General features: G+C 73.5%; 24 protein-coding genes and 1 pseudogene. 5 read left to right on the forward strand and 20 right to left on the reverse strand.

What is annotated here, in order from left to right:
- The first annotated feature begins 72 nt into the window (after window positions 1-72).
- Complete coding sequence (locus tag BJY16_RS33705) at window positions 73-1659, forward strand: peptide chain release factor 3 (protein ID WP_185043596.1); 1587 nt, start codon at window positions 73-75, stop codon at window positions 1657-1659.
- An 805-nt stretch (window positions 1660-2464) separates the two neighbouring features.
- On the opposite strand, the gene BJY16_RS33710 is transcribed toward BJY16_RS33705, so the two are convergent.
- The gene (locus BJY16_RS33710) at window positions 2465-2620 is read right to left on the reverse strand and encodes a hypothetical protein (protein WP_185043597.1); all 156 of its coding nucleotides are present in this window, start codon (window positions 2618-2620) and stop codon (window positions 2465-2467) included.
- A gap of 254 nt (window positions 2621-2874) precedes the next feature.
- The gene (locus BJY16_RS33715; protein ID WP_185043598.1) at window positions 2875-3738 is read right to left on the reverse strand and encodes an oxidoreductase; all 864 of its coding nucleotides are present in this window, start codon (window positions 3736-3738) and stop codon (window positions 2875-2877) included.
- Between the two features lie 69 nt (window positions 3739-3807).
- Here BJY16_RS33715 and BJY16_RS33720 point away from each other — a divergent pair, with 69 nt between their 5' ends.
- A complete protein-coding gene (locus BJY16_RS33720) occupies window positions 3808-4407 on the forward strand; it encodes an acyl-CoA-like ligand-binding transcription factor (RefSeq protein ID WP_185046798.1) in 600 nt (199 codons plus the stop codon).
- Entirely contained in the window at window positions 4379-4480 is a 102-nt protein-coding gene (locus BJY16_RS49015) for a pentapeptide repeat-containing protein (RefSeq protein WP_185046797.1), read from the forward strand. Before BJY16_RS33720 ends, BJY16_RS49015 begins: the two co-directional genes overlap by 29 nt.
- Window positions 4481-4482: 2 nt before the next feature.
- Here the strand turns inward: BJY16_RS49015 and BJY16_RS33730 are convergent, their stop codons facing one another.
- The 5 genes from BJY16_RS33730 to BJY16_RS33750 all read right to left on the reverse strand — a co-directional run bounded on the left by BJY16_RS33730 (window position 4483) and on the right by BJY16_RS33750 (window position 8076).
- A complete protein-coding gene (locus BJY16_RS33730; protein WP_185043599.1) occupies window positions 4483-5010 on the reverse strand; it encodes a hypothetical protein in 528 nt (175 codons plus the stop codon).
- 64 nt (window positions 5011-5074) lie between these two features.
- Window positions 5075-5494, reverse strand: a complete 420-nt coding sequence (locus BJY16_RS33735) for a GNAT family N-acetyltransferase (RefSeq protein ID WP_185043600.1) — start codon at window positions 5492-5494, stop codon at window positions 5075-5077.
- A gap of 10 nt (window positions 5495-5504) precedes the next feature.
- Window positions 5505-5885, reverse strand: coding sequence for an ATP-binding protein (locus tag BJY16_RS33740; RefSeq protein ID WP_185043601.1), 381 nt, complete (start codon window positions 5883-5885; stop codon window positions 5505-5507).
- Window positions 5882-7741 (reverse strand): SpoIIE family protein phosphatase, encoded by a 1860-nt coding sequence (locus BJY16_RS33745; protein ID WP_185043602.1) that lies wholly within the window; start codon window positions 7739-7741, stop codon window positions 5882-5884. The genes BJY16_RS33740 and BJY16_RS33745 overlap by 4 nt, the downstream gene beginning before the upstream one ends.
- Window positions 7741-8076 (reverse strand): STAS domain-containing protein, encoded by a 336-nt coding sequence (locus tag BJY16_RS33750; protein ID WP_185043603.1) that lies wholly within the window; start codon window positions 8074-8076, stop codon window positions 7741-7743. The genes BJY16_RS33745 and BJY16_RS33750 overlap by 1 nt, the downstream gene beginning before the upstream one ends.
- Window positions 8077-8255: 179 nt before the next feature.
- On the opposite strand from BJY16_RS33750, the gene BJY16_RS33755 reads away from it, so the two are divergent.
- Complete coding sequence (locus BJY16_RS33755) at window positions 8256-8471, forward strand: DUF2795 domain-containing protein (protein WP_185043604.1); 216 nt, start codon at window positions 8256-8258, stop codon at window positions 8469-8471.
- A 6-nt stretch (window positions 8472-8477) separates the two neighbouring features.
- A pseudogene (locus BJY16_RS33760) lies at window positions 8478-9746 on the forward strand (M20/M25/M40 family metallo-hydrolase); the annotation flags it as partial.
- A gap of 8 nt (window positions 9747-9754) precedes the next feature.
- On the opposite strand, the gene BJY16_RS47780 reads toward BJY16_RS33760, so the two are convergent.
- The 13 genes from BJY16_RS47780 to BJY16_RS33825 all read right to left on the reverse strand — a co-directional run bounded on the left by BJY16_RS47780 (window position 9755) and on the right by BJY16_RS33825 (window position 20909).
- Complete coding sequence (locus BJY16_RS47780) at window positions 9755-11179, reverse strand: aminotransferase class I/II-fold pyridoxal phosphate-dependent enzyme (protein ID WP_185043605.1); 1425 nt, start codon at window positions 11177-11179, stop codon at window positions 9755-9757.
- A gap of 157 nt (window positions 11180-11336) precedes the next feature.
- On the reverse strand, window positions 11337-12569 hold the full coding sequence (locus BJY16_RS33770) for a cytochrome P450 family protein (RefSeq protein WP_185043606.1): 1233 nt from the start codon (window positions 12567-12569) through the stop codon (window positions 11337-11339).
- Window positions 12566-12895, reverse strand: coding sequence for an antibiotic biosynthesis monooxygenase family protein (locus BJY16_RS33775; RefSeq protein WP_203759190.1), 330 nt, complete (start codon window positions 12893-12895; stop codon window positions 12566-12568). Before BJY16_RS33775 ends, BJY16_RS33770 begins: the two co-directional genes overlap by 4 nt.
- Complete coding sequence (locus BJY16_RS33780) at window positions 12892-13218, reverse strand: antibiotic biosynthesis monooxygenase family protein (RefSeq protein ID WP_185043607.1); 327 nt, start codon at window positions 13216-13218, stop codon at window positions 12892-12894. The genes BJY16_RS33775 and BJY16_RS33780 overlap by 4 nt, the downstream gene beginning before the upstream one ends.
- Before the next feature lies 1 nt (window position 13219).
- Complete coding sequence (locus tag BJY16_RS33785) at window positions 13220-13969, reverse strand: SDR family NAD(P)-dependent oxidoreductase (protein WP_185043608.1); 750 nt, start codon at window positions 13967-13969, stop codon at window positions 13220-13222.
- Between the two features lie 14 nt (window positions 13970-13983).
- On the reverse strand, window positions 13984-14739 hold the full coding sequence (locus BJY16_RS33790) for an SDR family NAD(P)-dependent oxidoreductase (protein WP_185043609.1): 756 nt from the start codon (window positions 14737-14739) through the stop codon (window positions 13984-13986).
- On the reverse strand, window positions 14736-15200 hold the full coding sequence (locus BJY16_RS49020; RefSeq protein ID WP_185043610.1) for an SRPBCC family protein: 465 nt from the start codon (window positions 15198-15200) through the stop codon (window positions 14736-14738). The genes BJY16_RS33790 and BJY16_RS49020 overlap by 4 nt, the downstream gene beginning before the upstream one ends.
- Complete coding sequence (locus tag BJY16_RS49025) at window positions 15197-15460, reverse strand: acyl carrier protein (protein ID WP_185043611.1); 264 nt, start codon at window positions 15458-15460, stop codon at window positions 15197-15199. The genes BJY16_RS49020 and BJY16_RS49025 overlap by 4 nt, the downstream gene beginning before the upstream one ends.
- A gap of 25 nt (window positions 15461-15485) precedes the next feature.
- Window positions 15486-16697, reverse strand: a complete 1212-nt coding sequence (locus tag BJY16_RS33805; RefSeq protein ID WP_185043612.1) for a ketosynthase chain-length factor — start codon at window positions 16695-16697, stop codon at window positions 15486-15488.
- 19 nt (window positions 16698-16716) lie between these two features.
- Window positions 16717-17970 carry a beta-ketoacyl-[acyl-carrier-protein] synthase family protein gene (locus BJY16_RS33810; RefSeq protein WP_185043613.1) on the reverse strand — a complete coding sequence of 418 codons (1254 nt, stop codon included), beginning with the start codon at window positions 17968-17970 and terminating at the stop codon, window positions 16717-16719.
- A complete protein-coding gene (locus BJY16_RS33815) occupies window positions 17967-18380 on the reverse strand; it encodes a cupin domain-containing protein (protein ID WP_185043614.1) in 414 nt (137 codons plus the stop codon). Before BJY16_RS33815 ends, BJY16_RS33810 begins: the two co-directional genes overlap by 4 nt.
- Window positions 18380-18745, reverse strand: coding sequence for a TcmI family type II polyketide cyclase (locus tag BJY16_RS33820; protein ID WP_185043615.1), 366 nt, complete (start codon window positions 18743-18745; stop codon window positions 18380-18382). The genes BJY16_RS33815 and BJY16_RS33820 overlap by 1 nt, the downstream gene beginning before the upstream one ends.
- Window positions 18746-18887: 142 nt before the next feature.
- A complete protein-coding gene (locus BJY16_RS33825; RefSeq protein WP_185043616.1) occupies window positions 18888-20909 on the reverse strand; it encodes an AfsR/SARP family transcriptional regulator in 2022 nt (673 codons plus the stop codon).
- Between the last annotated feature and the right edge of the window lie 127 nt (window positions 20910-21036).

Genomic DNA, 21036 nt, shown 5'->3' on the forward strand with positions numbered 1-21036 from the left:
GATCCGGGGTGACGTTACAGTTGCTCCGGAAGATCCGCAGGTAGCGGGTCCGCGGTGCGATGAGGGCGGAACGTGAGTCAGAGTGTGCTGGCGTCAGCGACGGGTGTGGCAGCGCAGGCGGGCAGGCGACGCACGTTCGCGGTGATCTCGCACCCGGACGCGGGCAAGTCGACGATGACCGAGGCGCTCGCGCTGCACGCGCGGGTGATCGGGCAGGCCGGCGCGGTGCACGGCAAGGGTGACCGCAAGGGCGTCGTGTCCGACTGGATGGCGATGGAGCAGCAGCGCGGCATCTCGGTGACGTCGGCCGCGCTGCAGTTCTCCTACCGCGACGCGGTGATCAACCTGCTGGACACCCCGGGTCACGCGGACTTCTCCGAGGACACGTACCGGGTGCTGACCGCGGTGGACAGCGCGGTCATGCTGCTCGACGCGGCCAAGGGCCTGGAGCCGCAGACGCTGAAGCTGTTCGAGGTGTGCCGGCAGCGCAGCATCCCGGTGATCACGTTCATCAACAAGTGGGACCGGCCGGGCCTCGACCCGCTCGCCCTGATGGACGAGATCGAGCAGCGGATCGGCCTGCGCCCGACGCCGCTGACCTGGCCGGTCGGCCCGGCCGGGCAGTTCCACGGGGTGATCGACCGGCGGACCGGCACGTTCATCCGGATGCAGCGCTCCCCCGGCGGCGCCGACCTGGCCATCGAGCAGGAGATGTCGGACGACGAGGCGAAAACCCTTTTCGGTACGGATTGGGACACCGCCGTCGAGGAGATGGACCTGCTCGAGCTGACCGGGGCCGACCACGACCCGGACGGCTTCCTCGGCGCCACCACGACGCCGGTGCTGTTCGGCGCGGCGGTCGCCAACCTCGGCGTCCGTCAGCTGCTGGACGTCCTGCTGGAGATGGCGCCGCCGCCGGCCGCCCGGCCCACCGCCTCGGGCGCCGAGCAGCCGGTCGACGCGAGCTTCTCCGGTTTCGTCTTCAAGATCCAGGCGAACATGAACCGCGCGCACCGCGACCAGGTCGCCTTCGTCCGGATCAACTCCGGCAAGTTCGAACGCGGCATGATCGTCACGCACGGCGGCAGCGGCCGGCCGTTCACCACCAAGTACGCGCAGCAGATGTTCGGCCAGGACCGCGACACCATCGACGAGGCCTTCCCGGGCGACGTGGTCGGCCTGGTGAACGCGACCGCGCTGGCCATCGGCGACACCCTCTACGTCGGCAAGCCGGTGCAGTACCCGCCGCTGCCGTCCTTCCCGCCGGAGCACTTCGCCGTGGTCCGCACCACCGACACGTCGGCGTTCAAGCGGTTCCGCCGCGGCATCGAGCAGCTCGACGCCGAGGGCGTGGTCCAGGTGCTCCGCTCCGAGCAGCGCGGCGACCAGTCCCCGGTGCTGGCCGCGGTCGGCCCGATGCAGTTCGAGGTCGCCACGTTCCGCCTGGAGACCGAGTTCGGCGTCAAGGTCAACGTCGACCACCTGCCCTACGAGACGACCGCCCGCACCGACCCGGCCGGCCGCGACATCCTCCGCACCGAGGCCGGCGTCGAGGTGATGACCCGGGTCCGCGACGACGCCTTGCTGGCCCTCTTCCCGAACAAGTGGCGGATGCGCTCCATCGTCGGCCGCCACCCCGACCTGAACCTGGAGCCCTGACCAGGCCCGTCCGACACCCCGTCCGGCTCGCGCAGACCCACCTGGCGGCCGCCGCCCGTGCCCGCACGTCCGTGCCGCAGAAACCCGCACCCACGGACGTCGTCGACATATCAGCCGTTCTCCAGGGCAGCGCCGCGGCCGCCACCGCGGCCGCTTCCCCATGGCCACTGTCCGATTCCCGCCACCGCTCAGCCATGACTTGCCCTCCCGAGGGCGGTGGCGTCCGCCGCCCACACCGACCTGACCGGCCCCGGCCACCCACGGGAAGTCGTCGACGGGCTCGGGCAGGTCGCCTATCGCCCACCAACGACGTTCCGGAAATGTCGGAATCGACTCCCCGGCCACGCCTGGCCAGCGCGCGAGGCCCGGGCCACCCGGACCGCCGCGCAACCCGCGGCCCGGCCGGCGCCCAGGGGTGAGCCTCTCGGCCGATAGTGCGTGGTCGCCGCCGACACGGTCGCGCGTTATCCACACCAGCGCGCTGTCCACAAGCCGCCCCCGTGCAACCGCCTATCCGCGCGACACTGTCTTCGGGCAGGCCCCCTGGGTGGGCGGGGTTCGGGAAGTGGGCCGAGTTCGGGAAGTGGCTCGGGTTCACGAAGTCCGCAGAGTTCAAGAAGTTGGGCCGGTTCAGGAGGCGGGCCGGGTTGGGAGGCGGGCCCGTTTCAGGAAGCGGCGGTGTTCAGGAGGCCGGCCGGTTTCAGGAAGCGGCGGCGTTCCGGAACCGGCGAGGTTCAGGAAGCCTGCGGCGCTCAGGAAGCCGGCGGCGCTCAGGAACGGGCGGGGCTCAGGAAGCCGGCGGCGCTCAGGAACCGGCGGGGCTCAGGAAGCCGGCGGCGCTCAGGAAGCCGGCGGCGCTCAGGAAGCGGGCGGGGCTCAGGAAGCGGGCGGGGTTCGGGGTGGGCGGATCGCAGCGCGGCCGCGTCCCGGTCAGCGGCTGGCTCCCAGGGGTGCCTCGCATGCACCGAGACACCTCTGAGAGCCAGCCGAGCCCCGAGATTTACCGTCAGATCCATGTCGAAGCCGCTGACCGCGACGCGCGAGCGGCCGGCCCCAGCGTCGGCCTCGACAGAGCTGCTGGACCCACGCCTCGGGCGTCGCCGGCGGCGTAGGCATCGGCGACCGCCTGGAGCGGCCGCGGACCGGGGCACCGCAGAGGTAGCGCGGGCGCCGGCGTTGCGGGCGCTCGGCGTCGTACGGAAAGCGGGTCCTGATTTAACGAGCCTGGCTCTGCAGGGCGTAGTGGACGCCGGTGAGCTGCTCGGAGACGGTCCAGAGGCGGGTGGCGAGCTGCGGGTCGCGGGCGTCGGCGGACGGCTCGACGAGTTTCGGGGCGCCGCGCATCTCGCCGGGGCCGGACGGGCCGTAGAAGTCGCCGCCCTGGACGTCGCCGGCGGTGGCGGCGTGCAGGATGGACCGGGCGCCGCTCTCCGGGCTCTGCGCGAGCAGCGGGGCGGTCAGGCGCAGGAACAGGCGGTTGGCCCCGACCGTGCCGGCCTGTTGGATGTTCGTCCTGGTGAAGCCGGGGTGGGCGAGCACGCTGCGGATCGGGCTGCCGGCCGCGGTGAGGCGGCGGTGCAGTTCCAGGCCGAAGACGGCGTTGGCCAGTTTGGACTGGTTGTAAGCGGTCATCGGGCGATAGCCGGTGGCGCCGGTCAGGTCGTCGAAACGGAGCTTGCCCTGGCGGTGCAGGCTCGACGAGACGGTGACCACGCGCGGGTCGTGGCCGTCGGCCAGCAGGTCGAGCAGCAGGCCGGTGAGCGCGAAGTGGCCCAGGTGGTTGACCGCGAACTGGATCTCCTGGCCCGCTCCGGTGAGGGTGCGCGGCATCCCCATCACGCCGGCGTTGTTGATCAGGAGGTCCAGCCGGCGGTGGTCGGCGCGCACCTCGGCGGCGAACGCGTGGACCGAGTCGAGATCGGACAGGTCGAGGTGGCGGGCTTCGACGCCGGGTAGCAGCCGGGTGGCCCGGTCCGGGTCGCGGACCGCGGCGATCACCCGGTCGCCGCGGTCGAGGAGCGCGCGGGCGGTGGCCAGGCCGAGCCCGCTGGTGGTGCCGGTGATCAGCGATACCGTCATTGCCACAGCATGCCGCCCATGGCACTCAGTGTCAATCCAGGCGCGTAGTATCGTGGCGCGGTGGCGAGCATGGCGGAACGCAAACGGCAGCTGGTGGCCGACGAGATCACCGAGGCGGCGTTGCAGCTGTGCGCGGTCAAGGGCTTCGACACCACCACGGTCGACGAGATCGTGGCGGCGGCCGGCATCTCCCGGCGCACCTTCTTCCGGTACTTCTCGTCCAAGGAGGACGTGGCCATCCAGCTGCTGGCCGCGCTCGGCGCCGACATGCGCGACGAGCTGCGGGCCCGGCCGGCCGGCGAGCCGCCGGCCACCGCGCTGCGCCACGCCGTCGGCATGGCGATCGACCACTGCGTCGACGAGCCGGTCAAGTCGTTGCGGGTGGTGCAGTTGATTCTGCGTACGCCGGTGCTGCACGCCCGTCTGCTGGAGCGGCAGGCGCAGTGGCGCAACGGGCTCACCGCCGAGCTGGCCGTCCGCCTGGGCCGGGATCCGGCCACCGACCTGTTCCCGGAGATGGCGGCCGGGATGGCGCTGGCCGCGTTCGAGGCGGCGATGCACCACTGGAGCGCCAGCGACGGCGCGGTGGACCCGCACGAGTTGGTCGACCGGGCGTTCGCGGTGATCCGGCCGGCGCTCGATCAGGCCGGCCGACCTCGGGCCGGCTGACCTAAAGCGGGCTGACCTAAAGCGGGCTGACCTAAAGCGGGCTGACCTCAGACCGGCTGACCTCAGGCCCTGACCTCAGGCCGGCTGACGGAAATAGCTGTCGGCTCTCGGCACGGTCTGGCAGACGAGGGCGGTCACCAGCACCAGCGGCACCACGACCATGAGCGTGACGTCGAGCGTCGTGTACCAGTCCGGCCACGCCCGCTCCAGGCGCCGGGCCAGCTCCGGCGGGTCCACGGTCCCGGCAGCCGAGGGCAGGGCGGCGTGCAGGACGCCGAGCACGCCGTACCAGAGGAGCACCGGGAACCCCAGCATCCAGCCGACCGCCCGGGCCCAGTTGTGCCCCAGGCCGGTGAAGAAGGCCAGGAACACCAGGCCCGCACCGATCAGGACGCCGATCGCGGCCGGGACCAGGTGCGCGGCGACACCGAACGCGGACCACGCCATGTCGTTCCGGATCAGGCCGTCGGCGATCGCCTGCTCGTAGACCGCCATGCCGGTGAAGTAACGCTTCGCGGAGAGCAGCACCTCCGCCGTGAACAGCGCGCCGCCGGCCGCCAGCAGACTCGCCGCCACCATGACCACCGATGGTTTCTCGCTCATGACCAGGACGGTAGCGACGAGATATGGGCCGGCGGTGGGGAAGATGTGGACGTTCGGTGCAGGTTCAGCCCGGCGGTTTCCAGAGCAGCAGCTGACGGTGCTGGGTGAACCCGTTGCGCAGGTAGAAGTCGACGGCGCGGCGGCCGGAGTGGACGGTCACGTGCCGCAGGTCCCGGGCGACGGCCTCGGCCAGGATCGCCTCGGTCAGCGCGGTGCCGATGCCCCGGCCGCGATGCTCCTCGCGGACCATCACCGACTGGATGTCGCCGAACCGGCGGTCCAGCGAGCCGTAGCCGGGCACCCGCGCGGTGACCAGCAGCCAGGCGGCCCCGATCACCCGGCCGTCGACCTCGGCGACGAACGGCAGATGGGTCTCGGCGTGCGCGGCCACCCAGTCGGCGAAGCCGGTCAGCTGATCCGCCCCGATGTCCTGCAGCTCCGCCAGCGCCGGCACGTCCGCCGACCCGGCCCTTCGCACGATCACCGGCCGGAGTCTAACCGGGCATCGTGACGGTGACGCTGGTGCCGGACCGGTCGCTGGTGATGTGCAGGCTGGTGGCGACGTTGCGGACGTACCAGAGGCCGCGGCCGTTCAGCGCGTGCCGGTCCGGCGGGGTGAGGTCGCGGCCCGGGGCGGGGAAGCCCGGCCCGTGGTCGGTGACCCGGCAGCGCAGGCCGGTGGCGGAGTGGCGCAGGTGGAGGTGGCCGGCGCCGCCGCCGTGCCGGATCGCGTTGGTGGCCAGCTCGTGGACCGCGGCGACGAAGCGGTAGAGGGCCACGCCGACCAGGCCCTGGGCGGTGCCGAAGCGTTCCACCTCGGTGCGCAGCGTCGGCAGGTCGGCCCGGGTGAAGTCGCGGGTGATCTCCGGCGTCATGGGTGGGCCGCCGTGCGGCGCAGCGCCAGGATGCAGGTGTCGTCCTGCGGGTTGGCCCGCCGGAGCCGACCGACGAGGTCGGTGAGCGGCTCGCCCGGGTGGCTGGCGGCCAGCGCGGTCACCACCGGCGTGAAACCCTGCGTGATCGACTTGCCGCGGTCCTCGATCAGGCCGTCGGTGTAGAGCAGCAGCAGGTCGTCCGGGGCCAGCTCGACGGTGCTGGTCCGGTAGACCGGGTCGGGCCGGGCACCGAGCAGCATCCCGGCCGGCCGGTCGAGCGGGACGGTGTCGCCGTCCCGGGTCAGCAGCGGCGGCGGGTGGCCGGCCTGCGCCCAGGTCAGGGTGGCCGCGGCCGGGTCGAACCGGGCGATCAGCGCGGTCGCGGTGTCGGCGTCCGGCCAGTCGGTGTAGAGCAGCTGGTTGAGGTGGCGGAGCAGGTCGGCGGGCTCGGTGGTGCTGGTGACGCTGAGCGCGTCGACGGCGTGCCGCAGCCGGGCCATCGTGGTGGCGGCCCGGATGCCGTGCCCGGCGACGTCGCCGATGGCCAGCAGCACCTGGCCGTCCCGGGTACTCGCGGCGTGGAACCAGTCGCCGCCGACCTGGCTGGCCTGTTCGGCCGGCAGGTAGCGGACCGCCATCCGCAGCCCGGGCAACTCGACCACGCCCGGTGGCAGCGGCAGGATCACCTGCTGCAGCTGGCCGGCGAGCTGGTGTTCCGCCTCCAGGGTCTGCCGCTGGCGGTGCAGCTGCTGCTCGACCTCGGCCAGCTTGGCCCGGCTGGTCTCCCGGGCGGTCACGTCCTGGGTGATCCCGTAGATCCGGACCGGGCGGCCCTCGATGTCCCGGACCGCGTCCACCACCGAGCGCAGGTGCTTGATCCGGCCGCCGATCCGGGCCCGGTACGTGATGTCGACGGTCTCGCCGCGCCCGAAGGTGGCGGCCGCCTGCTGGTGGATCGCCTCGTCCTCGGGCAGCCGCAGCGCCTTCGACTCCTCGTCGCTGAGCGGCCCGTCCTCCGGCTCGCGCTCGTAGATCCGGTACATCTCCTCGGACCAGACCACCCGGCCGGAGAGCAGGTCCCACTCGCCCCAGCCGAGGTTGCCGAGCCGCTCGGTCTGGGCGATCCGCTCGCCCATCCGCTGCTGCTCGTCCGGCCGGACCCAGCTGTGCAGCAGGCCCGGCCCGATCGGGTGGACCCGGACGACCAGGCTGATCGCGAACGGCGCCGGACCCTCGCCGCCCTGGTAGGTGATCGGACCGACCTCGCGGGCCACCCCGTCGGCCAGGGTGTCCGCCCAGGCCTGCCAGATCGGGCTGCCGGCGACGCCCGGGTAGATCTCGGAGACCCGGCCGCCGACCACCGACTCGCCGCGCCGGCCGGACAGGTCCACCACGGCCGGGCTGACCGCGACGATGTCGTAGTCGGTGATCGTGCCGTCCGGCCGGCGCACCGGCAGCAGCACACAGTGGTTGCCGGGCAGCGCGGCGAGCACCTGCCGCAACGAGCCGGCCCACTGCTGGCCGGTCGGATGGATGACCGGCGACCGCGGCGCGGCGTGCGCGGACGGTGGCGGGCGCAGCGCTCTCTCGACCATGGTGCGGACCGCCTGCCGGGCGGTGGACGGCCTGTTCTCCAGGGCGGCCAGCAGGTCCTGGGCGACCTCGGCGGGGGCCCGGCCGCGCTCGCCGGCGATCTGCCGCAGCTGGGCGTGCGCCTCGTCGACCCGGCAGCCGACCCGCCCGGCGAGCAACCCGGCGGCCCGCTCGACCAGCACCATCGGGTCCGGGCGGGCCCGGGCGACGGCCTCGTCGATCTCGGCGAGCCGCTGCAGGTAGTCCTGCGGTGCGCTGCTCATCAGGCCAGCCAGCTCGGCGAACCGCCGGAGGTGCCGAGCAGCTCGGCCAGGCCGGCCAAGTGCAGCTGGTCCCGGACCTTCTCCGGCGGGTGCAGCAGGCGCAGCTGCCCGCCCCGCTGCTCGGCCAGGTGCAGCAGCCGGACCAGCACCGCGATCCCGGAGGAGTCGAGGAAGGTCACCGCGGCCAGGTCGACCTCGATGTCCGGGCCGGTGGCGAGGGCGGCGTCGGCCCGGATCACCTGCATGACGTCCGCGGCGTTGGTGAAGTCGATGTCGCCGCGCAACACGATCACCAGCGTCCCGCCGGCGTCCGCGGTGGTGTCCACCCAGTCCATTGCATCCTCCCGCGCTCGCAGGAGCCCGCCACGCGGCCCGAGCCGGGTGACACGCCTCAAACCCGCCTCATTCTCGCAGGCATCGGGCGCCAGAAATACCACTCGTTCGCAGGATGCGGGTCCGGGTGCCGGCCGGAGATCGGCTGGTTAGACGATGCCGGGACGGGTACCCGCCGCCCATGACTGACGTGGCTTTCACCGACGTACAGAAATTGCTGGAAGACCTTGATTTTCCGGCGGACAAGGAAGAGATCGTCGCGCACGCCGAGCAGAACGGCGGCGGCCCGGACTCGGCCGCGGTGCGGGCGCTGCGCGCGATGCCGCTGGCCACCTACCGCAACATGTCCGAGATCCGCAGCTCGGTCGGGCTGCCGCCGGACGAGATGCCGGACTGAGCCGGGGTGCCGACGATCCGCACCGAGCAGGAGCTGCGCGCGGCGCTCGACCGGGTGCTGCCCGGGGTGCGCGACGATCTGGAACGGCTGGTCCGGGTGCCCGGGATCGCGTTCGCCGGGTTCGACCACAGCCAGGTGGACCGGTCCGCCGCGCTGGTCGCCGAGCTGCTGGACGACTGCGGCCTGCGGACCCGCGTGGTCCGGGCCGGCGGCCAGCCCGCGGTGATCGGTCACCGGCCGGGCCCGCCCGGATCACCGACCGTGCTGCTCTACGCACACCACGACGTGCAGCCGGCCGGCGATCCGGCGCTCTGGCACAGCCACCCGTTCTGGCCGGTGGAGCGGGACGGCCGCCTCTACGGCCGGGGCGCCGCCGACGACAAGGCCGGGGTGATGGCGCACGTGGCGGCGCTGCGCGCCTGGGGCGACGACCTGCCGGTCGGGGTCACCGTGTTCGTCGAGGGCGAGGAGGAGTACGGCTCCGCCTCCCTGGAGCGGCTCCTCGACGAGCACGCCGAGGCGTTGCGCGCGGACGTGATCGTGGTCGCCGACTCGGACAACTGGGACATCGGCCGGCCTGCCTTCACCACCTCGCTGCGCGGGCAGCTCGGCTGCCTGGTCGAGGTCCGCGGCCCGGACGCGCTCACCGCGCTGGTCCGGCTGCTCAGCACGCTGCACGACGAGGCCGGCGAGGTCGCGGTGGCCGGTCTGGTCAGCCGGGAGACCGCCACGGTGGACTATCCGGAGGAGCGGCTGCGCCGCGAGGCCGGTGTGCTCGACGGTGTCCGGCTGGTCTCCCGCGGCCGGATCGCCGACCGGCTCTGGGCCAAGCCGTCGCTCACCGTGCTCGGCGTCGACGCTTCGCATCCCCGGCTGCGCCAGGCCACCGCCAAGGTCAGCCTCCGGTTGGCCCCGGGGGACGATCCGCTGTCCGGGTACGAGGCGGTCCGCACCCACCTGCGCGCCCATCTGCCCCGGAACGTCTCGCTGGAAGTGACCCTGGAGAGCCGCGGCGACCCGTGCGTCGTCCCGGCGGACGGCCCGGTCTACGACGCGGCGCGCGCCGCGTGGACCACCGCCTGGGACGGCACCGCCCCGGTCGACATCGGGATCGGCGGCTCGATCCCGTGCGTCGCCGCCTTCCAGCGACGCTTCCCGGAGGCGGTGCTGCTGGTCCCCGGCATCGAGGACCCGTACTGCGCGGCGCACGGCCCGGACGAGAGTCTGCACCTGGCCGACTTCGCCCGGACCTGCCTGGCCGAGGCGCTGCTGCTCGGCGAGCTTCAGTCCTTGACCACCCGGAAGGTCTTCAGCTCCGGGTCGGCGGCGTCCGGCAGCGTCATCCCGGCGGCCAGCCCGGCCCGCAGGTAGTCGACCACCTCGTCGATGAACCGCTCGCCGGGCAGGATGGCCGGCACGCCGGGCGGGTAGGGGCTGATCATCTCGGCGCTGATCCGCCCGGCCGGGTCGGCGACCTGCTCGGTCTCGGCGAAGAACGCGGCCCGCGGGTTCATCGCCTGCTCCAGGTTCAGCTTCTCCAGCTGCGGGATGCGTGGCGCCGGCCGGTCCGGTTCCGGCGGCTTCGCCGCGAGGCTCTCGAATGCCTCGGCGAGCCGTTCCAGCGCGGCGCTGTCGTCGGCGTAGGTCAGCGAGCAGATCACCCGGCGGGCGTCGCCGAGCTGCACGGTCAGCCCCTTCTCCGCCTGCATCCACTCCTTGGCCTGGTAGCCGGTGATGCCCAGCCCGGAGACGTCGACGCAGAGCTTGAGCGGATCCCACTCGGCGACGCCGTCCTCGTGGATGATCGAGGCGTCCATGACGCTCAGCCCGGACACCCGGGACAGCCGGGTCCGGATCCGGTCGGCGCAGTCCAGCGCGGCGTCCAGCAGCCGCTCGCCGTGCTGGGCCATGTGCCGGCGCCACCCGTCGATCGAGCCGAACAGCAGCGCCGACGGGCTGGTCGTGGTGATCAGGTCGAGGCGCAGCCGCAGGTCGACCGGGTCCACCAGGTCACCGCCGACCTGGATCATCGAGGCCTGGCAGAGGCCGCCGCCGGCCTTGTGCACGCTCTGCACCACCAGGTCCGCGCCGGCCTGCACGGCCGCGGTCGGCAGCCCGTCGTGGAACGGGAAGTGCGCGCCCCACGCCTCGTCGACCAGCAGCGGGATGCCGCGCCGGTGGCAGAGGTCGGCGATGCCGCGGACGTCGGCGCCGCAGCCGTACTCGGTCGGGGTGATCACCATGACCGCGCTGATCTCCGGGTCGGCGTCCAGCGCGGCCTGCACGTCGCCGGCGGTGGCCGGGTGGGCGATCTGCCGCTCGTGGTCCCAGCGCGGGCGCAGCCAGACCGGCTCGGCGCCGGCCATGATCAGTGAGGCGGCCACCGACTTGTGCACGTTGCGGTCGGCGAGGATCTTCTTGCCCGGTCCGACCAGCGAGAGCACCGCGGTGTGCATGGAGATGCTGGAGCCGCAGGTCGTGAAGATCGCGTCGCGGGCGCCGACCGCCTCGGCCATCAGCTGCTCGGCCTCGCCGGCCACCTGCTTCGCGGTGATCACGTCGGCGGCGAACGCGCCGCGCGACAGCACCGAGGCGGTCCGCTCGTCGATCCCCCGGCCGAGCCGGTGCCCGGGCAGCGCGAACGTGTAGTCACCCTCGTCCCGATAGTGCTCGATCGCGTCGAGAATCGGTGTCCTGTCCTGGTCCATGGGCGGCGAATACCACCGGGAACAGGGTGTGAAACGCCCGTCGTCGGCGATTCCCCGTGCGGTGGCCGCCGGCCCGCGGCCACCGCATCCGCATCCTCATCGCCGCCGATCCGCGCCGATCACGCTGCCGGCTCGGCCGCGGGTTTCGACTCGGCGGTCAGCGCAGCCGCACCGGCAGCTCGGACAGGCCGCGCATCATCAGGCTGAGCCGCCACGGCAGATCCTCGGCCGGCGTGGCCAGCCGCAGCCGGGGGAAGCGGTCGAACAGCGCGCGCAGCGCCACCTCCGCCTCCAGCCGGGCCAGCGGCGCGCCCAGGCAGTGGTGGATGCCGTGCCCGAAGGCCAGTCCCCCGGCCCGGTCCCGGGTGATGTCCAGGATGTCGGGCTTCTCGTAGCGGTCCGGGTCCCGGCCGGCCGCGCCCAGGCAGATGGTGACGAACTCGTTCGGCGGGATGACGGTCCCGCCGACGGTCACCTCCTCGGTGGTGAACCGCCAGGTGGCGTTGCTGACCGGGCCGTCGAACCGGAGGAACTCCTCGACCGCGGCCGGCCAGCGCTCCGGTTCGGCCTCCAGCAGCGCCCGCTGTCCGGGATGGGTGAGCAGTGCCAGCGTCCCGTTGCCGATCAGGTTGACCGTGGTCTCGTGCCCGGCCACCAGCAGCAGGAACGCCATCGCGATCAGCTCGTCGCCGGTCAGCTGGTCGCCGCCGTCGGAGACCCGGACCAGGTCGGCGAGCAGGTCGTCGGCGGCCCCGGTGCGCTTGCCGTCGATCAGCGCGCGCAGGTAGTCGACCATCGCCTCGCTGGCGTCCAGCACGTCGTCCCCGCCGGTCCCGGAGACCAGCAGGTTCGACCAGGTGCGGAACTTCGCCTGGTCGGCCGGCGGCACGCCGAGCAGCCAGCAGATCACCGTGAACGGCAGCGGGAAGGCGAACGCGGCCATCAGGTCGACGACCGGTTCGCCGCTCGACGACGCGCCGTCCAGCAGCTCGGTGACCAGCTGCTCGATCCGCGGGCGCAGCGCGGCGACGGCCCGGGCGGTGAAGACCCGGCCGACCAGGCGGCGCAGCCGGGTGTGGTCCGGCGGGTCGCTGTCCAGCATGTGCCGGCTCAGCTCGGCGGGGAACTGCCGCCGGGTGCCGGACTCGGTCAGGAACGCGGCCCGTTTGACCGGGTCGGCGAAGTTCTCCGCGAGGAACCGGTGCCCGACCGTCATGTCCTTGCTCAGCCGTGGGTCGGTGAGCAGCTCCCGGGCGTCGGCGTAGCGCACCACCAGCCAGGTACGCAGCCCGTTGGGCGTCTCCACTGGGTGCACCGCGGCCTGCTCGCGCAGCGCGGCCAGCACCGGGTACGGATCCCGGGCGAACGCCTCGTCGAACAGCCGCATCATCGTCCCCCGTCCGGGAAGGGATCGCCGTGGCGGGCGGCCACCCGGAACACCTCGAACGGCCGGGCCCGGCTGTGGTCGCGGAACGGGCGCAGCGGCGCGGTCTGCTCCTGATGCCCCGGGCTGCGTTCCCAGGTGGCGAACTCGTCCCAGCCGCTCCACCGGCTGACCACCGCGAAGCTGCGCCGGTCGGCGACGCCCTGCTGCAGCTCGTTGCCGAGCAGCCCGGGCGTGCCGGCCATCCGCCGGCTGGACTCCAGATAGGCGACCAGCACCTGGTCGTAGTCGTCGGCCTGGTGGTAGACCATCACCTGCACCGGCTCGCTCACCGGGCCGCCCCGGTCCCGGCCGGCAGGTGGGCCACCACGTGCATGGTGGTCATCGACCCGCCGCTGCGGTAGGGGTGCAGCTTGGTCCGGTGCTCGAGGTGCCGGTCGCTGGTCTCGAACTCCCGGAACAGCGGCTCGTCCACCCAGTCGCTGACGATGTAGTAGATGCCGTCCTCGTCGATGCTGCGGGACAGCCACTGGCCGAGGTTGGCCGGGTGGCTGGTGACCGAGTCGCCGACCTCCCGCCAGACCCGCTCGAACTCCGGCTCCAGACCCGGCTTGATCTCCATCCGGAGCATCACCCGGAAGCGCTCGCCGGCCATCTCAGATCCCCCCGTCGACGTTCAGGGTTTCCCCGGTGATGTACGCGCTGAGGTCGCTGAGCAGGAACAACGCCACCGCGGCGACCTCCGGGACGGTGCCCAGCCGGGCCAGCGCGGTCTTGCCGGAGTACATCTCGCGCAGCGCCTGGGCGCGGTCCGGCGGCATCTCGTCCATCGCCTCGGTCTCGATCACCCCGGGCGCCAGCACGTTGATCCGCAGGCCGCGGCCGCCGTACTCCTTGGCCAGCGAGCGGGTCAGCCCGATCATCGCCGACTTGGCCGCGGTGTAGTGGGCGCGCAGCGGGATGCCGGCCGCCGCGCCCCGGGAGCCGATGTTGACGATCGAGCCGCGGTCGCCGAGCAGCGGCAGGCACTGCTGCACGACGCGGAAGGCCGCGGTCAGGTTGGTGTCCAGCACCCGGTGCCATTCCTCGACACCCAGTTTTTCGTACGGGATGTGGCTGATCACGCCGGCGTTGTTGACGACGCCGTCCAGCGTGCCGAACCGCTCCCGGGCCTCGGCGGCGAGCCGGTCCACCTCGGTGACCTCGGCCAGGTCGGCGCGCACCACGTGGTGGTCACCGCCGGTCTCCTTGAGCGCCGCGACCAGGCTGTCCACCGCCGGCCCGTCGCTGCGATGGCAGGTGAGCACGTCGGCGCCGGCCTCGGCGGCGGCCAGGACGATGCCCCGGCCGATCCCCCGGGTGCCGCCGGTGACCAGGATCTTGCGGCCCTGCAGACCGAAATCCATGCTGTTCTCCTCTGTTAGACGCAACCGTCGACGTGGATGTTCTGGCCGGTGACGTAGCCGGACACCGGGCTGGCCAGGAAGACCGCGACCGCGGCCACCTCGGCCACCGTGCCGAGCCGGCCGAGTGCGTTGAACCGGGCGAAGATCGCCCGCTGCCGGGCCGCCTCCTCGGGGCCCAGCGCGTCCAGCGCCTCGGTGTCGATCCGGCCCGGTGAGATGACGTTGACCCGGATCGCCTGCGGACCCAGCTCGCGGGCCAGCGAGCGGGTGTAGCCGACGATCGCCGCCTTCGCCGCGGTGTAGTGCACGCCGCCGGCCATCCCGACGAAGGTGACCGTCGAGCCGAAGTTGACGATCGACGAGCCGGGCGCCAGCAGCCGCAGCGCGCCCTGGGTCAGCTGGTGGGTCGCGGTCACGTTGCCGGCCAGGGTGCTCGCCCAGGCGCCGGTGCCCAGGTCGGCGTACGGCTGCGGGCGGAACGCGCCGGCGTTGTTGACCAGCACGTCCAGGCCGCCGAGCGCCGACTCGCACTCGGTGAGCAGCCGCTGCGCGTCGTCCGGCCGGCTGACGTCGGCCTGCACCACGCGGTGCTTGCCGGGCAGCCCGGCCAGCTCGGCGCGCAGCGCGGCGGCGCTGTCGTCGTCCAGGCGATGGCAGGTGACCACGTCGGCCCCGGCCCGGGCCATGGCCAGCACGATCCCCCGGCCGATGCCCTTGGTGCCGCCGGTGACCAGCGCCCGCCGCCCGGCGAGCGCGCCCGCCGCGGTCACCGGCCGGCTCCGGCCCGGGCGGCGGCCTCGACCCGGTCCTTGATCAGGCGCAGCTGCACCGCGGTGTTGCGGTTGAGCCGCTCGGTCATCGCGGCGTCGTCGACCGGCGCGTGCGGCTTCATCCGGAAGTCCTGCACCCAGCGCATCCGGACGCCGGCGTTGGTCTGCTCGTAGGTCCAGTGGATGTTCATGAACGCGAAGACGCCGGTCTCCACCCGGTGGGCGCGCACCTCGAGGGCGTCCCGGTCCGGGGTGCGCTCGGACACCCAGCTCCAGGTCCGGCCCTGCTCGTCCGGGTGCAGGGTGAGCCGGAACCGGACGGTCGGGCCGTCCTGGGCGAGGATCTCGGCGGACGCGTACTCGCTGAACAGCCGGGGCCAGTTCGCCACGTCGTTGGTCATCGCCCAGACCAGGTCGAGCGGGGCGTCGATGACGATCGCGTTGTCGGTGTGCCCGCTCATGCCGCGTGCACCTCGGTCAGGCGGCGGTTGATGTAGTCGATGGCGGTACGCGGCGTGGTCATCTCGATCACGCAGTCGTCCGGCATCCGGACGCCGTACTCGCGCTGCACCACGGCGGCCAGCTCGAGCATGGCCAGCGAGTCGTAGCCCAGGTCGGCCAGCGCGACGTCCAGGTCGTCCGGTCCGAACTCGGCGTTGCCGGCCAGCCCCTCGTTGGAGGCGAACAGGTGCCGCAGGTCGGTCAGGGTGAAGGCGGTCATGCGGGTGTCTCCCTTCGGATGACGGTCAGGCGGTGAGGACCAGCGCGGCGGTGAAGCCGCCGTGGCCGCGGGCGAGGACCAGCGCGGTGCGCGGAGCGGTCGGGCGGGCCTCGGCGACCAGGTCCAGGTCGGGTCCGGCGGCTGGGCGGGTGACCGGCACGGCCGGCGGGATCACCCCGGCGCGCAGGGTGAGCAGGGCGGTCGCGACGTCGAGCGCGGCACCGGCGGCGTACATCCGGCCGGTGAGCGTCTTCGGCGCGGTCACCGGGACGCCGCCCGCGGTGAACACCTCGGCCAGCGCCTCGGCCTCCAGCCGGTCGGCGGCCGGCGTGCCGGCCGCGTCGGCGAAGACCACGTCGACGTCGCCGGGCGCCAGCCGCGCCTCGGCCAGCGCCGCCCGGATGGTGCGGGCCAGCGCGGGCGGGCGCGGTGAGCCGGGCGGCGGGTCGAAGCCGGCGGCGTACCCGGCCAGCCGGCCGTAGACGGTCGCGCCGCGCGCCGCGGCCGCCGCCTCGTCCTCGATCACCAGCATCGCGGCGCCCTCGCCCGGGACGTAGCCGGACGCGTCCGCGTCGAACGGCAGGTAGGCCCGCGCCGGGTCGGGCTCCGCCGACAGGCCGCCGTTGCTCAGCTGGGCGACCAGGCCGTACGGGCAGAGCGACGCGTCCGCGCCGCCGCCGAGCACCAGCCGGGAGCCGCTGCCGAGCAACCGGCGGGCCTGGCCGAGCACGTCGAGCCCGCCGGCCTGCTCGGTGCAGATCACCCCGCACGGCCCGCGCATCCCGTGCCGGATCGAGACCTGACCGGTGGTGGCGGCGTAGAACCAGGCGATCGACTGGTAGGCGCCGACCCAGTCCGGGCCCTTGGTGTAGAGCCGTTCCATCTCGTGCTGGCCGAACTCGGTGCCGCCGGACGACGCCGCGGTGACCACGGCCATCTCGTACTCGGGCAGCTCCTGCGGGTTGACCCGGGCGTCGGTCAGCGCGTCCGCGGCGGCGGCCAGCCCGAAGTGGGTGCCGCGGTCGGTCTGCGGCACCAGCCGGGCCGGGACCTGCTCGGCGGCCCGGAAGCCGGGCACCTGCCCGGCCACCCGGACCGGGTAGTCGCCGGCGTCGAAGCGGGTGATCCGGCCCAGCCCGCTCTTGCCGGCCAGCACGGACGCCCAGTGTTCCGCGGTGGTGACGCCGGTCGGCGCGACGACGCCGATCCCGGTCACCACGGCGCTGGATGAGTTCACAGCTTCCCCCCGTTCGTGCTCAGCACCGGCTCAGCACCATGGCGCTCTGGAACCCGCCGAAGCCGCTGCCGACGCTGAGCACCACGTCCATCGGATGCTCCCGGGCGGTCCCGGGCACGTAGTCGAGGTCGCACTCCGGGTCGGCGACCGTGAGGTTGGCCGTCGGCGGGACCACCTGGTGGTGCAGGGCCAGCGCGGACGCGGCGATCTCCAGCGAGCCGATCGCGCCCAGCGAGTGACCGATCATCGATTTGATCGAGCTGACCGGCACCTGGTAGGCGTGCGCGCCGAGGGTCCGCTTGAACGCGGCGGTCTCGTGCCGGTCGTTCTGCTTGGTGCCGGAGCCGTGCGCGTTGACGTAGTCCACCGCGCCGGGATCGAGCCGGGCCCGGTCCAGCGCCACCCGGATCGCCTCGGCCATCTCCCGGCCGTCCGGCTTCAGCCCGGTCATGTGGTACGCGTTGCTGCGGCTGGCGAAGCCGGACACCTCGGCGTAGATCCGGGCGCCGCGCCGCCGGGCCGCCCCGGCCTCCTCGATCACCATGATCGCCGAGCCCTCGCCGAGCACGAAGCCGTTGCGCCGGCCGTCGAACGGACGGGACGCGTGCTCAGGGTCGTCGTTGTCCGGCGAGGTGGCCCGGATCGCGTCGAAGCAAGCCGAGGTGATCGGCGAGAGCGGGGCGTCGGTGGCGCCGGCCACCGCCAGGTCGGCGCCGCCCTCCTCGATCAGCTGCACCGCGTGCCCGACCGCGTCCAGCCCGGAGGTGCAGCCGGTGGAGATCAGCGCCACCGGGCCCTCGGCGCCGATCTGCCAGGCCACCTCGACGGCCAGGGTGCTCGGCACCATGTAGCCGTAGAGGTGCGGGACGCCGTACCGGTGGTCGACCAGCCACTGCCGGCCGCCGTCGGAGAGCACCGCGTACTCCTGCTCCAGGCCCATCGTGCAGCCGACCGCGCTGCCCACGCTCACCGTGATCCGCGCCGGGTCGTAACCGGCCGGGTCGATGCCGCTGTCCGCGATCGCCTCGCGGGCCGAGACCACCGCGAACTGCGCGGCCCGGTCCATCCGGCGGATCTCCTGCGGGCTGAGCCCGGCGGCCGCCGGGTCGAAGTCGCACTCGGCGGCGATCCGGGAGCGGAAGTTCGACGCGTCGAACAGCGAGATGGTGCGGGTCGCGGTGCGGCCGGCGGTCAGCAGGTCCCACATCCGGTCCCGGCCGACGCCGCCGGGCGCCACCGCGCCGATCCCGGTGATCACCGCGCGGCGGGTCACGAGCCACCCCCGACGTCCGGGTTGGCGCCCGGCCCGGTCTCCTCCAGGTCGACGTGGCCCAGCTCCGGGCGCGGGGCCAGTGGAGACAGGTGGAAGACCGCGCGGGCCTCCTCGGCGCCGACGTTCACCAGGCGGTGCCGGACGCCGATCGGCACCAGCAGCGAGTCACCCGGCTCGAGCCGGACCGGGACGCCGTCCACCGACATCTCCAGCAGGCCCGCGACGACGTGCAGGAACTCCTCGGAGTGCGGATGCAGGTGCTCGGTGACCCGGTCGCCGGGGGCCAGCGTGAGCACCCCGCCGAACCCGGACGTGCAGCCGACCGTCTTCGGGCTGAGCGTGACCCGGATGTCACCGCCGCGCCGAGTGTTCGCCGCGACGTCGGCGACCGCGACCTTGGGGGCGCCCATCAGGCGCTCCGGCGCTCGGCGGCCGCGCCGGCGAACACCGGCCCGTCCTCGGGCGTCCAGACGTAGAACGGGTCGGCCATCGCGTCCTTCGGCTCCCGCCAGCCCGGGTCGTACGGCGAGATGTACTCGCCGAGCCGGGTGTTGATCTCGCCGTACAGCGGGTGGCTGCGCGCCCGGTAGAGGTTCGGGGTGATGTCCTCCGGCGCCTCCACCAGGTGGAAGTAGAGGTCGTGGAAGCGGAACAGGGTCCGGCGCGTGACCCCGACCATGCGCGGCAGGTCGGTCCGGTCCGAGTCGGCGAAGACGCCGGCCACGGCCGCCGCGTCGCCGGGCTGCATCCTGGCCACGATCAGGCTTCGGTGCACGTTTCCTCCAGGCTCTCAGGTGATGTGCTCACCCTCGCCGAGCGATCTGGAGACGCGATGGAACCCGTCTGGAGCCCGCGTCGAGGCATGAAACGGCGGCGCGCCCGGCCCGATCACGGGCCGGGCGCGTCGTCCTCGGAGGTCAGGCGGGATGCACCGCGGTGAGCGAGAAGGGGGACCAGCGGAACCGGTTGGCGCTGGGCAGCGGCACCGCCGCCGAGTAGAGGCCGGACTCCTCGGCCCGGGTGATCGAGCGCAGCGCGAGCGCGGTGAGCCGGGGCAGCCGGTAGCGGTACTCCGGGAGCGAGGTGAGCGGGCGGTGGCTGGGCGTCGTGGGGGCCGGCACCTCCACCGCCAGGTTCACGTCGACGAGGTGTTCCAGGATGGTCTCCGCGGCCTCCGGCGTCTCGCCGAGCTCGTCGGCGACCGTCCGCGGCGTCCAGCCGGCCGGCCGTGCGGTGGCCATCATCCGCAGCACCCGGCGGTGCACGTCGGGCAGGTTGCGGTAACTCAGGGCGATGCTGCCGACCAGGTTGGCCGGGCCGGCGGCCAGGTCGAGGAACATCGACTCGTCGACCCGCAGCCGGTCGCGCAGCCGGCCGGCGCTCCAGCCGGGCCGGGTCGACAGCCGGGTGGCGACGCCACGCACCACCAGCGGCAACAGGTCGCACATGGTCAGCAGCTCCTCGACCACCTCACCCTCGTCCTCGATCCGCCAGGACCCGGCGATCCCCGCGAACAGCCGCATCCCCTCCTCCAGCGTGGGCGGCGGCAGGGTGACCCGGTGCGCGCCGGCCAGGCCCTCGTGCCGGTAGCGGTTGGTGCTGACCACCGCGCAGCCGGACGAGCCGGGCAGCAGCGGCTCGAGCAGCTCGGCGCTGAGCACGTCGTCGATCACCAGCAGCACCCGCCGGTCGCCGGTCCAGCTGCGCAGCGTCCGGCTCAGGTCGGCGACGCTCTCCGGCAGCGTCTCCCGGGGCAGCCCGCACGAGCGCAGCGTGGCGGTCAGCACGTCGGCCATCCGGACGTCGCCCGAGGTGAGGCCGGAGGCGTCGACGAACAGCTGCCCGTCCGGGAAGTGCTCGCGGACCCGGTGGGCGGCCCGGACCGCGAACGTGGTCTTGCCGATCCCGGGCGGCCCGTGCACCTCGACGATCCGGGCCCCGGCGTCGCTCGGCCGGCTGGCCGTGAGCACCTGCTCCACCAGCGACAGCTCCTGCTCCCGGCCGACGAAGTCGGGGATCCCGGCCGGCAGCTGCGCCGGCGCGGTCAGCGGCCGGGCGGTGGCGGTGGCCGGGGCCGGGCGCGGCCGGACGACCGGCGCCGGCTGCTCCGCCACGGCCACCGGGGCGGCCGCGTGCGGGGTGGCGTAGAGCTTCGGGTCGTCGGCGAGGATGCCCTGGTGCAGCCGGTGCAGCGCGGCGGACGGCTCGACGCCCAGCTCCTCGACGAGCCGGCCGCGCAGCTTGCGGAAGACGTCCAGCCCCTCGGCCCGCCGGCCGCTGCGGTGCAGGGCGAGCATCAGCTGGCGGGCGAAGCCCTCGTGGGTCGGGAAGGTGCCGGCCACCCCGGCCAGCTCGTCGACGATCGCGTGGTGCCGGCCCATCTGCAGCAGCGCGCCGAACCGCCGCTCCATCGTGGTCTTGCGCCGCTCTTCCAGCTCGGTGACCCAGACCGAGAGCTGCCGGCCGACCGTGACGTCGACCAGCGCCGGGCCGCGCCACAGGGCCAGCCCGGCGTCGAAGCTCTCCACCGCCTCGGCCAGGCGGCCGGCGTCGAGCAGGGCCCGGCCCCGGCTGACCGCCCGGTCGAAGTCGTGCACGTCCACCCAGGCGTTGTCGCCGAGCCGCAACTCGTAACCGCCGACCCGGGTGAGCAGGACCGGGGCGGTCGCGTCGCCGGCCGGCCCGGGCTGCGCCGGCCGGCTCTGCTCCTCGGCCAGGCCGAGCCGGCGGCGCAACTGGTAGATGTAGGTCTGCATGGTGGTCTGCGCGCTGACCGGCGGGCTGTCCTCCCAGAGTTCCTCGGCGAGCTGCTCGACGCTGACCACCAGGTTGGCGTTCAGCACCAGGGCGGCCAGCACCCGGCGCAGCTTCGGCGCCGACGGTGTCAGGTCCCGTTTCCGCCGCACGCGCAGCGAACCCAATAACTCAATCTTGATCACTTCGCCCCCGTCCCGGCCCATCCTCGTCCCATTGACGTCCTTCACAAGGCTGTCCCTTCGGGCCGTCGCCCACACTAGCCATGGGACATTGGGCTAACAAGTGCTCGAGGATTGCTGGAGGGCGACT

Source organism: Actinoplanes octamycinicus, from assembly GCF_014205225.1.
GTDB lineage: Bacteria > Actinomycetota > Actinomycetes > Mycobacteriales > Micromonosporaceae > Actinoplanes > Actinoplanes octamycinicus.

Excerpts from the sequence above, each read along its gene's own strand:
- BJY16_RS33710 (WP_185043597.1), bottom strand. The coding sequence starts at position 2,620 with ATGCGAGGCACCCCTGGGAGCCAGCCGCTGACCGGGACGCGGCCGCGC.
- BJY16_RS33715 (WP_185043598.1), bottom strand. The coding sequence starts at position 3,738 with ATGACGGTATCGCTGATCACCGGCACCACCAGCGGGCTCGGCCTGGCC.
- BJY16_RS33720 (WP_185046798.1), top strand. The coding sequence starts at position 3,808 with ATGGCGGAACGCAAACGGCAGCTGGTGGCCGACGAGATCACCGAGGCG.
- BJY16_RS33730 (WP_185043599.1), bottom strand. The coding sequence starts at position 5,010 with ATGAGCGAGAAACCATCGGTGGTCATGGTGGCGGCGAGTCTGCTGGCG.
- BJY16_RS33740 (WP_185043601.1), bottom strand. The coding sequence starts at position 5,885 with ATGACGCCGGAGATCACCCGCGACTTCACCCGGGCCGACCTGCCGACG.
- BJY16_RS33745 (WP_185043602.1), bottom strand. The coding sequence starts at position 7,741 with ATGAGCAGCGCACCGCAGGACTACCTGCAGCGGCTCGCCGAGATCGAC.
- BJY16_RS33750 (WP_185043603.1), bottom strand. The coding sequence starts at position 8,076 with ATGGACTGGGTGGACACCACCGCGGACGCCGGCGGGACGCTGGTGATC.
- BJY16_RS33755 (WP_185043604.1), top strand. The coding sequence starts at position 8,256 with ATGACTGACGTGGCTTTCACCGACGTACAGAAATTGCTGGAAGACCTT.
- BJY16_RS47780 (WP_185043605.1), bottom strand. The coding sequence starts at position 11,179 with ATGGACCAGGACAGGACACCGATTCTCGACGCGATCGAGCACTATCGG.
- BJY16_RS33770 (WP_185043606.1), bottom strand. The coding sequence starts at position 12,569 with ATGATGCGGCTGTTCGACGAGGCGTTCGCCCGGGATCCGTACCCGGTG.
- BJY16_RS33780 (WP_185043607.1), bottom strand. The coding sequence starts at position 13,218 with ATGGCCGGCGAGCGCTTCCGGGTGATGCTCCGGATGGAGATCAAGCCG.
- BJY16_RS33785 (WP_185043608.1), bottom strand. The coding sequence starts at position 13,969 with ATGGATTTCGGTCTGCAGGGCCGCAAGATCCTGGTCACCGGCGGCACC.
- BJY16_RS49020 (WP_185043610.1), bottom strand. The coding sequence starts at position 15,200 with ATGAGCGGGCACACCGACAACGCGATCGTCATCGACGCCCCGCTCGAC.
- BJY16_RS49025 (WP_185043611.1), bottom strand. The coding sequence starts at position 15,460 with ATGACCGCCTTCACCCTGACCGACCTGCGGCACCTGTTCGCCTCCAAC.
- BJY16_RS33815 (WP_185043614.1), bottom strand. The coding sequence starts at position 18,380 with ATGGGCGCCCCCAAGGTCGCGGTCGCCGACGTCGCGGCGAACACTCGG.